General features: G+C 62.5%; 8 protein-coding genes. 6 read left to right on the forward strand and 2 right to left on the reverse strand.

What is annotated here, in order from left to right:
• Positions 1 to 232: 232 nt before the first annotated feature.
• From NFX52_RS27470 to NFX52_RS27495, 6 genes are all read left to right on the forward strand, one after another.
• Positions 233 to 424 (forward strand): DUF2933 domain-containing protein, encoded by a 192-nt coding sequence (locus NFX52_RS27470; RefSeq protein ID WP_055402945.1) that lies wholly within the window; start codon positions 233 to 235, stop codon positions 422 to 424.
• A gap of 34 nt (positions 425 to 458) precedes the next feature.
• Positions 459 to 2828, forward strand: a complete 2370-nt coding sequence (locus NFX52_RS27475) for a heavy metal translocating P-type ATPase (protein ID WP_082437696.1) — start codon at positions 459 to 461, stop codon at positions 2826 to 2828.
• A 69-nt stretch (positions 2829 to 2897) separates the two neighbouring features.
• Positions 2898 to 3353 carry a hypothetical protein gene (locus tag NFX52_RS27480; RefSeq protein ID WP_055402939.1) on the forward strand — a complete coding sequence of 152 codons (456 nt, stop codon included), beginning with the start codon at positions 2898 to 2900 and terminating at the stop codon, positions 3351 to 3353.
• 75 nt (positions 3354 to 3428) lie between these two features.
• A complete protein-coding gene (locus NFX52_RS27485; RefSeq protein ID WP_252635913.1) occupies positions 3429 to 4754 on the forward strand; it encodes a TolC family protein in 1326 nt (441 codons plus the stop codon).
• 12 nt (positions 4755 to 4766) lie between these two features.
• The gene (locus tag NFX52_RS27490; protein ID WP_252635914.1) at positions 4767 to 6284 is read left to right on the forward strand and encodes an efflux RND transporter periplasmic adaptor subunit; all 1518 of its coding nucleotides are present in this window, start codon (positions 4767 to 4769) and stop codon (positions 6282 to 6284) included.
• Complete coding sequence (locus NFX52_RS27495; protein WP_252635915.1) at positions 6281 to 9430, forward strand: efflux RND transporter permease subunit; 3150 nt, start codon at positions 6281 to 6283, stop codon at positions 9428 to 9430. Before NFX52_RS27490 ends, NFX52_RS27495 begins: the two co-directional genes overlap by 4 nt.
• A 392-nt stretch (positions 9431 to 9822) precedes the next feature.
• Here the strand turns inward: NFX52_RS27495 and NFX52_RS27500 are convergent, their stop codons facing one another.
• Positions 9823 to 10323 (reverse strand): hypothetical protein, encoded by a 501-nt coding sequence (locus NFX52_RS27500; protein WP_055397962.1) that lies wholly within the window; start codon positions 10321 to 10323, stop codon positions 9823 to 9825.
• 18 nt (positions 10324 to 10341) lie between these two features.
• Positions 10342 to 10665 (reverse strand): heavy-metal-associated domain-containing protein, encoded by a 324-nt coding sequence (locus tag NFX52_RS31175; protein WP_082437422.1) that lies wholly within the window; start codon positions 10663 to 10665, stop codon positions 10342 to 10344.
• Between the last annotated feature and the right edge of the window lie 480 nt (positions 10666 to 11145).

The following is an 11145-nucleotide window of genomic DNA, read 5'->3' on the forward strand; positions in this document are numbered from 1 at the left end:
GTGGAAATCGGGCCTCAAGGCCCTGCGAACGGCCCAAATGGGCGGCGCAAGAGGCCACAAAATCCAAAAAATGGCGTCTTCCGCGTTCGCGCGGGAAATTTCGAGGGCTTGTTCAGCGTAGCCTTAAGCCTTATTGTTTCCATACGGCTCGTCACTGTCTCGACGACCTCATATGGAGAAAACCATGAACCACGATCACAGTACAGGACAATCGGATAAGGCCAGCGCTTCAATGGGCAGAAAGAGACTGATTGGCGCAGTCGTCATGCTCGCTTTCATTGGCATGTTTTTTCTTCTCAAAGAGCACTGGTCGCATGTCGCGGGCTACTGGCCGTATCTGCTCTTGCTGGCTTGCCCCCTGATGCACCTTTTCCACGGACACGGGGGGCACGGCTCCCACAACGTCGATTCGAGCAAGAAGTAATCTTGCACGGCCAAAACACCCAGGGAGGCTATCCATGTCGAATGCGCAACCGCACGAACACGTCCATCATGACCACCAGCATCATGAAGGGCATCACACGCATGTGTCGTTGCCCACGACGGGACTAAAGGATCCTGTCTGCGGTATGGATGTGACGGAACAATCGCATCACTCGACAGAGCACGAAGGGCGTCCTTACTACTTTTGCAGCGCCAAATGCAAAGCACGCTTCATGGAAGCGCCGCAAAAGTTTCTCTCGACTCCCATCAGCGAGCGCGCGCCTCAGCCTGAGCCCGAAGCGGCGCAACCGGGCACAACCTATACCTGCCCCATGCACCCTGAGGTGCAACAGGACCATCCTGGAAATTGCCCCAAGTGCGGCATGACACTGGAGCCCATGCTGCCCACGCTGGATGAGGGAGAAAACGCCGAGCTCGTGGATTTCCGGCATCGCTTCTGGTGGACGCTGCCTCTCACTGTGGTGGTTACCGTCCTGGCCATGCTTGGGCACCGGTTGCAGTGGTTCGAGATGGTCACACAGAGCTGGATTGAACTGGTGCTGACGGTACCCATCGTCCTGTGGGCGGGCTGGCCCTTCTTCTTGCGCGGTGCGCAGTCGGTCGTGAACCGCAGTCCCAACATGTGGACGCTGATTGGTCTGGGAACGGGCGCAGCATTTGTCTATAGCGTGGTCGCGACCGTTGCGCCGGGGGTGTTTCCCGCCTCGTTCCAGGCCATGGGGCGCGTGGCGGTGTATTTCGAAGCTGCAGCGGTCATCATCTCGCTCACGCTGCTCGGCCAGATGCTGGAGCTCAAGGCACGCTCGCAGACCTCGGCCGCCATCAAATCGTTGCTGGGCCTGGCGCCCAAGACAGCGCGGCGCATCGACGCCACCGGCCAGGAGAGCGATGTCCCGTTGTCCCACGTCCATGTGGGTGATCTGCTGCGCGTGCGGCCCGGCGAGAAGGTCCCCGTGGACGGTGTGGTGGTCGAGGGCAGCAGTGCCGTGGACGAAGCCATGCTCACTGGGGAGCCGGTGCCCATCGTCAAAGGGCCTGGTGATGCCGTCATCGGTGCCACGCTCAATACCAACGGGGCACTGGTGATCCGGTCCGAGCGGGTGGGCTCCGCCACCATGCTGTCGCAGATCGTTCAAATGGTTGCGCAGGCACAGCGCTCACGGGCCCCCATGCAGCGCATGGCCGACCAGGTGGCGGGCTACTTCGTGATGGCTGTGGTGGGTATCGCGTTGCTCACACTCTTCGCGTGGGGCCTGTTCGGTCCGGAGCCACGCTGGGTCTACGGCCTGGTCAATGCAGTTGCGGTGCTGATCATCGCGTGCCCTTGTGCGTTGGGCCTGGCAACGCCCATGTCCATCATGGTGGCCACAGGCCGGGGGGCGACCAGCGGCGTGCTTTTCAGGGACGCGGCAGCCATCGAGAACCTGCGCAAGGTGGACACGCTGATCGTGGACAAAACAGGCACGCTCACCGAAGGCAAGCCCTCCTTCGAACGTGTAGTGGCCATGCCCGGTCTGTCCGAGGATGAGGTTCTGCGCCTGGCGGCCAGTCTGGACCAAGGCAGCGAGCATCCGCTGGCCGATGCCATTGTCCAGGCAGCTCGCGCCAAGGGGCTCGCCCTGGACAAGCCCGAGGACTTTGAGTCCGGCTCGGGCATCGGGGTGCGCGGACAGGTCGCTGGACGCCAGCTCGCCCTGGGCAACACGGTCCTCATGGAGCAGGTTGGGGTTTCAGCGAACCCGCTGCTTGCGCAGGCAGAGGCCTTGCGCGCCACAGGCGCCAGCGTGATGTACCTGGCGGCCGATGGCCAGCTTCAAGGCCTGCTGGCGGTCTCGGATGCCATCAAGGCCAGCACGCCGGAAGCGCTGGCGACCTTGCATGCGGCGGGACTGCGCATTGTCATGGCCACGGGCGACGGCATGACCACCGCCAAGGCGGTGGGGGCCAAACTGGGGATTGATGAGGTCCATGGCGAAGTCAAGCCTGCGGACAAGCTGGCCCTGGTGTCGCGGCTGCAGGCCGAAGGCCGTGTTGTCGCCATGGCGGGGGACGGGATCAACGACGCGCCCGCCCTTGCCAAGGCGGATGTGGGGATCGCGATGGGCACCGGCACCGACGTGGCGATGAACAGCGCACAGGTCACCCTGGTCAAGGGCGATCTGCGAGGGATTTCCACTGCGCGGGAATTGTCGGAGGCGACGGTGGGCAATATGAAGCAGAACCTGATGTTTGCCTTCCTCTACAACGCGCTGGGCATCCCGATCGCCGCAGGGCTGCTGTATCCCTTCACCGGATGGCTGCTATCGCCAATGATCGCGGCCTTGGCGATGAGCCTGAGTTCGGCGTCCGTGATCGCAAACGCCCTGCGGCTTCGCAAGGGCTGAATCGACTTGGCTCGCTCAGATTTGATCTAGGTTAAGTTCGCGGCCACCGCTGGGAATACCATTCGTACCATGATCTTCGCCAGAAGCACGATATCGCGCCAAGCCCGCTGGATAACCAGCGCTCTGGTGGCGGCGTTGCTTCTGATGCAGTTCGCGTTGGCGGCCTATGCCTGTCCCAAGCTGGACTCCGCAGCCCATGCGGCATCGATGCAAAAAGCGGGCATGGCCATGGAGGACTCAGTCGGCATGCCCTCCATGCCCGATTGCCACGCTATGGCGGGAACGATGGATGAGCAAGATCCTCAGCTGTGCCGAGCCCATTGTGACGGCGACAGCTTGTCTTCCCCCTCGCTCCAAGGTCTCGATCTGCAGGCGCTCGCGGCGCACGCCATCTGGGTCGCCTATGTGCTGCCTGTCATCCTGGACTCCGAGAGCCCTATTGACCCCCGGGCTGTCTACGCAGAGCTGGACAGTCGAGCGGGATCTCCCCCCATCTATCTGACCCATCAGGTCTTTCGGAATTGAACGTGCACGGCGTGTGCGCTGCCTTGCAGCGTGCGCGCAGGTCTGACTTCGTGCCCCTTCATTTCGAGGACCATCATGCCCAACATCTCCTTCGGCGCTCCCTGCGAGCGCCCGCCTGCGCAACTGCGCATTCATCCTCTCTCGCCGCGCATCCGTGTGCGCAACCTCAACCATCTGCGCCTTTGCGCTCTCGGATTCCTACTGGCCGGCATCGGCCTTGTAGGCAACCAGGCCCACGCCCTGGGGTTTGCCGAAGCCTTGGATCTGGCGGAGCAGCACAGCCCTCGTATCACGGCCCAGCGGCTGCAGATTGACGCAGCCAGCAGTACCCAGAAGTCGGCGGGAACTCTGCCGGATCCAAAGCTCTCGGTCGGGGTCGAGAACTTTCCCATCAGCGGCATGGATCGCTTCAGCCTTACGCGCGAGTCCATGACCATGCAACGCCTGGCGCTGATGCAGGAGGTTCCCAACCGTGCCAAACGAGATGCGCAGATCGCCAGCGCCCAGGCCAAGGTGGAGCGCGAACGCGCCACTCTGGGGGTCCAGCGTCTGCAGATCCGCCAGGAGCTGAGCCAAGCCTGGATCATGGCCCAGGCCATTGAACAGCGCGACCAGGTGCTTGCCGGTCTACTGAGTGAGAACCAGCGCCTGCAGGACAGCCTGCCTGCCCGCATCGCAGGGGGGACGGCCCAGGCGGGCGATCTTCTGATGGCCAAGCAGGAGGCTCTTGCGCTGTCGGACCGCAGGGACGATCTGCAGCGGGACCGATCCAAGGCCAGGGCGATGTTGCGGCGCTGGGTTGGCGCCCGCGCCGACGAGGCGCTGCAGGGAGTTCCCGGGCCGCTGAGCCGCCCTTTGGACCAGCTTCGGTCAGAGGTACACCGCCACGCGGAACTAGCGCAGTACCCGGCCATGCAGGCGATAGCCTTAGCGGAAACGCGCGAAGCCCAGGCAGAAACCAAGGGTGATTGGTCCTGGGAAGTCGCCTACAGCCGCCGCGACCGCCGCTGGGGCGACATGGTGTCTTTCCAGGTGACCTTTGATCTTCCCTGGCAACAGGAGCGGCGTCAGGGACCCCAGATCAAGGCCAAGCAGCTGGAGCTGCAGCGCCTGGAAGCCGAGCAGGAGGACGTGACCCGCAGGCACCTACAGGAGCTGGAGGACAGCGCCTCAGAGCTGGCGGCACTGAACAGTCAGATCGAGCGGCTGCAATCGGCTGGCATCGGCTTGGCACAAGGGCGCGCCGAACTCGCGTTGGCCAACTACCAGTCTGCCAAGGGCGATTTGAGCGCCGTGCTGGCTACAAGGGCCCAGGTGCGGGAGGCGCACTGGCGACTCATTGAGCTGCAGGCACAGCGGGACACCGTTATTGCCCGCCTGAACAGCCTGATCGCTGACTGAAGGAAGAACCACATGACCAATACCGTTTTCAAGAAGACCGTTGTGGCCGTGGCATTGGTTGCCACAGGCATCGCCCTCGGCTGGGGCGTCTCCCAATGGCGCACCGCGAGCAACCACGCCTCTGGCGCCGTTCCTACCTCGGCCGAAACTGCGAAGGCCGACCGCAAGGTGCTGTACTGGTACGACCCCATGGTGCCGACGCAGAAATTCGACAAGCCTGGCAAATCGCCCTACATGGACATGGCCCTGGTTCCCAAGTACGCCGATGAGGACACTCAACAAGGCGCAGGATTGAGCGTCTCCGCCCAGGCGGTGCAAGCCCTCGGCTTGCGCACCGCCATGGTGGAGCAGCGCGACATTGGGGCTGATGTGGATGTGCTGGGCACGGTCCAGCTCAATGACCGGGATGTGAGCATCGTCCAGGCGCGTTCTGCTGGATTTGTGGAGCGTGTCTATGCCCGGGCGCCGGGCGACGTGGTGGCAGCAGGCGCGCCATTGGCCGATCTGCTGCTGCCTGAGTGGGTGTCTGCGCAGCGCGAGTTCCTCGCTGTCCGGGCGCTTAAGGACGAATCGCTAACGGCAGCAGCGCGCCAGCGGTTGTCACTGCTGGGCATGCCTGCCTCGCTGGTGGCCCAGGTGGAGCGCACGGGCGAACCTCAGGGCCGCTACACGGTGACCTTTCCACAGGCGGGGTTGGTGGCCGAACTGATGGTGCGCCAGGGCATGACGGTCGCTGCTGGGGCCAGCCTGGTGCGCGTGAACGGCCTAGCCAGCGTCTGGATCGAGGCCGCTGTTCCCGAAGCGCAAAGCGGTCCCTTGCAACTGGGGCAGGACGCCCAGGTGCGCCTGGCCGCGTTTCCGGGCGAAACCCTCAAAGCTCGGGTCGTGAGCATCCTGCCAGAGGCCAACCGGGACACCCGCACGGTGCGCGTGCGGCTGGAGCTTCCCAACCCCGCCCAGCGCCTGAAGGCGGGCATGTCCGGGCAGATTACCCTGGCCGGACGCAAGCAACCAGCGCTGCTGGTGCCTAGCGAAGCGGTGATCCGCACCGGCAAGCGGGCACTGGTCTACGTGGTGGACGGCCCCGGCAAGTACCACCCCGTCCAGGTACAACTTGGCGCGGAAATCGATGACCGCCTCGTCATTCAAGGCGGCCTCACCGCAGGACAACAGGTGGTCGCCTCGGCACAGTTCCTGATCGACTCGGAAGCCAGCCTGCGAGGCATCATGCCCGCACTGCCTCCAGGCAGCAGCGCGCAACCCATCGCTGAACAGGGTTCCTCGGCCTCTGCGGCTCCGGCGTCCAAGAGCTTTACGGTGCGAGGGGTGGTCGATGAGGTCACGCCCACCGAGCTGACCCTTACCCACGAGGCCGTGCCTGAACTGAAGTGGCCCGGCATGACCATGCCATTCAAGTTGGCAAACCCAGAACTGGCAAAAGCACTGAAACCCGAGCAGCAGGTGAAGTTCACCTTCCAGCAGCAAGGCAAGGACTTCGTGATCACTGCCGTGGAAAGGATCAAGCCATGATCGCGCGTCTGATCCGCTGGTCGGTGGCGAACCGACTCCTGGTTCTGCTGGCGACCGTGATGCTTACGGCCTGGGGCGTGTGGGGTGTGCGCAGCACCCCCGTGGACGCTCTTCCCGATTTGTCGGATGTCCAGGTCATCATTCGCACTTCCTATCCCGGCCAAGCACCGCAGATAGTGGAGAACCAGGTCACATACCCGCTGTCCACCACCATGCTGTCCGTCCCGGGCGCCAAGACGGTGCGAGGTTTCTCGTTCTTTGGCGACTCATTCGTCTACATCCTGTTCGAGGATGGCACGGACCTGTACTGGGCGCGCTCGCGGGTGCTGGAGTACATGAACCAGGTGCAGGGACGACTACCCGCTACGGCCAAGTCGTCGTTGGGCCCAGATGCCACCGGGGTGGGCTGGATCTTCCAGTACGCCCTGGTAGATCGCACCGGCAAAAACGACCTGGCCCAGCTTCGCGCCTTGCAGGACTGGTTCCTGAAGTTCGAACTCAAGAGCTTACCCAACGTGGCCGAGGTGGCATCGGTCGGTGGCATGGTCAAGCAGTACCAGGTCGTGCTCGACCCCATCAAGCTTGCGTCCCAAGGCCTCACTCAGGGGCAGGTGCGCGAGGCCATCATGAATGCCAACCAGGAAACGGGGGGATCGGTGCTGGAACTGTCTGGCGCCGAGTACATGGCGCGCGCCAGCGGCTATCTCAAGACGCTGGACGACTTCCGCGCCATCCCGTTGGTGTCGCGCGCAGGGGTGCCTGTGCGCCTGGGGGATGTCGCCACCGTTCAGATCGGGCCGGAAATGCGGCGCGGCATCGCTGAACTCGACGGCGAGGGGGAAGTGGCTGGAGGCGTGGTCGTGCTGCGATCTGGCAAGAACGCCCAGGAAACGATCCAGGCCGTAAAGGCCAAACTCAGCGAGCTGCAAAGCAGCCTGCCCCAGGGCGTGGAGATCGTCACCACCTACGACCGCAGCGCACTCATCGAGCGGGCGATCCAGAACCTCAGCACCAAACTCGTAGAGGAGTTCATTGTGGTGGCGGTGGTCTGTGTCTTGTTCCTCTGGCACCTGCGTTCTGCGCTGGTCGCCATCATTTCTCTGCCTCTGGGGATCATGGCTGCGTTTCTGGTGATGCGCTACCAGGGCATCAACGCCAACATCATGTCCCTGGGCGGGATTGCAATCGCCGTGGGCGCCATGGTCGATGCAGCTGTGGTGATGATCGAGAACGCCCACAAGAAGCTGGAGGCCTGGCAGCACAAGCATCCCGACCGCCAACTGGTGGGGGAAGAACGCTGGAAAGTGATCACCGAAGCTGCCGAGGAGGTGGGCCCCGCGCTGTTCTTCTCGCTGCTTATCATCACGTTGTCCTTTGTGCCCGTTTTTACGCTGGAAGCACAGGAAGGCCGCTTGTTTGGACCGCTGGCGTTCACGAAGACCTACGCGATGGCCGCAGCTGCGGCACTCTCGGTCACGCTGATCCCGGTCCTCATGGGCTACTGGATCCGGGGGCGTATCCCTGACGAGCAGAAAAACCCCATCACGCGTGCGCTGATCGTCGTGTACCGACCTTGCCTGGAGTGGGTCTTGCATCGTCCCAAATCCACCTTGGCTATCGCCGTGCTGGCGCTGGCGACCACGATTTGGCCGCTCTCCCGGCTAGGCGGCGAGTTCTTACCCAGGCTGGACGAAGGCGATCTGCTGTACATGCCTTCGGCGCTCCCGGGCCTTTCGGCACAGCGGGCCACAGAACTGCTGCAACTGAGCAACCGCATGATCAAGACGGTTCCCGAGGTCGAGCGCGTCTTCGGCAAGGCAGGCCGAGCAGAGACCGCCACCGATCCGGCGCCGCTGGAAATGTTCGAGACCACGGTGAAGCTCAAGCCCAGAGACCAATGGCGTCCAGGAATGACGCCCGAGGGCCTGATTGAGGAGTTGGACAACGCCGTCAAGATTCCCGGCCTGTCCAACATCTGGATTCCGCCCATCCGTAACCGCATCGACATGCTGGCCACGGGCATCAAGAGTCCCATCGGGGTCAAGGTGACCGGCAACGACCTGGAAGTGATCGATGGGATCGCTGCCCAGGTCGAGCAGGTCGCCAAGGGCATTCCGGGAGTGAGCTCGTCACTGGCCGAGCGCCTGACGGGGGGCCGCTATGTCGATGTCCGCATCAATCGCACGGCCGCAGGTCGCTACGGGCTGAACGTGAGCGAAATCCAGGCCGTGGTCTCCGGGGCCATTGGCGGTGAAAACGTTTCGGAAACTGTCGAGGGCCTGGCCCGCTTTCCGATCAACCTGCGCTATCCGCGTGAGTGGAGAGACTCGCCCGAACGCTTGGCCCAATTGCCCATCTCCACCCCCATGGGGCAGCAGATCACGCTGGGTACGGTGGCCAGCATCGCCATCACCGATGGGCCACCCATGCTCAAAAGCGAGAACGCCCGCCCATCGGGCTGGGTATATGTCGATGTGCGGGGGCGCGATCTGGCTTCCGTGGCCAATGACCTGCGCGATGCGGTGAGCCGACAGATCAAGCTGGAGCCCGGGGTCAGCATCACGTACTCAGGCCAGTTCGAGTACCTGGAGCGGGCTAATGCCCGCCTGAAAGTAGTGGTGCCTGCCACCTTGCTGATCATCTTCGTGCTGTTGTACTTGACCTTCTCGCGCATGGGCGAGGCGGGACTGATCATGGCGACGCTGCCCTTTGCGTTGACCGGAGGCATCTGGTTCCTGTACCTGATGAACTACAACCTTTCCATCGCCACCGGTGTGGGCTTCATCGCCCTGGCGGGCGTCGCAGCAGAGTTCGGTGTGGTCATGCTCATCTACCTCAAGCAGGCACTCGCAGAGAGATGTCCAGACGGCAGGCAGCCCACACTGGAAGAGCTGCTGGACGCGATTCGGGAAGGTGCCGTGCTGCGCGTGCGACCCAAGGCCATGACCGTGGCAGTCATTCTGGCGGGCCTGGTGCCCATCGTGTGGAGCAGCGGGACAGGCTCGGAGGTCATGAGCCGCATCGCGGCTCCCATGCTGGGCGGTATGGTGACCGCACCGCTGCTTTCTTTGTTCGTGATTCCTGCAGCCTATGTGCTGATGCGAAAGCCAAGAAAACACGATCGGCCGAACACTGAGGCTTCGTGAGGCTGGCAGGGTGCCCCCTTTAGGGGGCATCGAGTTTGCTGCTCGAGAGGCTGCGTGGCTACGCCAGGCAATGCAGCCTCAATCGTACTGGCCTCATGGCCTGGGTGCCGCCCAAAACGGCACCACCGCGGCAGCGGCGCACCCCTGTCGCTGTCGCTGAAGACCCAATAAGAGCACCGCCGCCCCCATCAATGGCACCTAGTTGAGCTATCGATCAAGCCTGGAGGCAAAGGAACCAAACGCATTCCCACTCCTGAGATGCGTCGTGCTTGGGTTGCGGCAGCAATGGGGTCAGGGATAACGCGCCTTGCGCTCGTCGATTCAGGAAGCAATCTACCGAAGAATCTCAATGAGCTTTTTTGGCTAGCGCCCCTCAGCACGCTCGTGCGGGTCTACTTGGATGGCATCGCCGCTTGGCGGTCCACCATCATTTGCATCATCTGTTCCATCATGGCCATACGGCGCTCCATTTGAGCGTGCATTCCCATCATGCCTCCCATGCCCGAGTTTCCAGAGGCTGCAGGTACGGCAGATTTGGTCTGTGCCCCTTGCTGCATCATCCCCATGCCCATGCCACCAGAACTACCCGCACCCATCATGGCCATGCCAGATTGCATGAGCTTCATGTGCTCATCCATCAGCGAGGATCGTTCGGCGGGAGTCTTGGCCAGCTGCATTTTCTTGTGCATTTCCTGCATCGCCTTCATCTGGCGATCAAAGGCGTCCGGTGCTGGCACGGCAGTAGCCGCCGGGGCGGGCTGGGTGGCAACGCCGTTCTGTGTATCACCGGGGTGGTGGCCTGCGTGTTCGTCCGCAGGTTTTGGAGATTGCGCGATGGCACAGCCCGCCACGAAAAGGGTTGTCAACAGCCCAGCGACGATATTCAGACGCATGATGGTCTCCTTGTTAGTTCAACTGCAGCATGACGACATGCGGTTCGCAGCGCCTTGATTCACATCAACAGAGGCTGTGGACCGAGACGCACAGCAGCAGCCACCGGTTGTTCGGCGCAATGAAGGACCCACCGCTGCGTCTGGTGTGTATCCAGCACGCTCAATCGCTGAGCGGACAAGTTCCACAGTGCCTTCTCCGGCTTGCGTCGGGATGCGTACCTGACGTGCAGCTACGTCGATTTCTACTCCGACGCCCCCCGGTAGTTGGGTCTGAGCTATTGCACGACTGATGCGCTGGGCGCAAGTGCTGCACGTCATATCAGGTACATTGAAATGGACCATGTGAGCCTCCTCTGGTTGATTCACGGCTCGACTCTGAACCTTGTCACGATGAGAAGGTCAAGCTTAGTCGCGAAGATGAACCGGGAATAAAGATCGAGAGCCGCAATCGCTTGGGCAGACAAGGCTGTTCTCGTTCCCGGGCGGCATGCTGAGAGGCACTCAACGGCGTACCGAGCCGCATGCGAACCTCGCGAACCTGCTCAAGCTGTTCCAAGGCTCAGGCCGTGTCAGGAGCCAACAGATTGTTGTTCTCCTTCCCCACCTAAAAATGAGGCCTACCGCTCCGAACGTCCGATGTGAGATCGGCAGCGGACTTCCGTGGCGGCAGGACGAGCGACAGCAATCAGCCTGAAGCGTAAGCGTCCAGCCGAGGCATCTTGAGTTGAGCCACATGTCCCGCGAATATCGCGGGCATGATGAAGAAGGTGGATGCAGTTTGCGTGGCGACGATCGCGTTGTTTGCGCGCTGGCTCAGCGTTG

Source organism: Acidovorax facilis, from assembly GCF_023913775.1.
Classification (GTDB): Bacteria; Pseudomonadota; Gammaproteobacteria; order Burkholderiales; family Burkholderiaceae_C; genus Acidovorax; species Acidovorax facilis.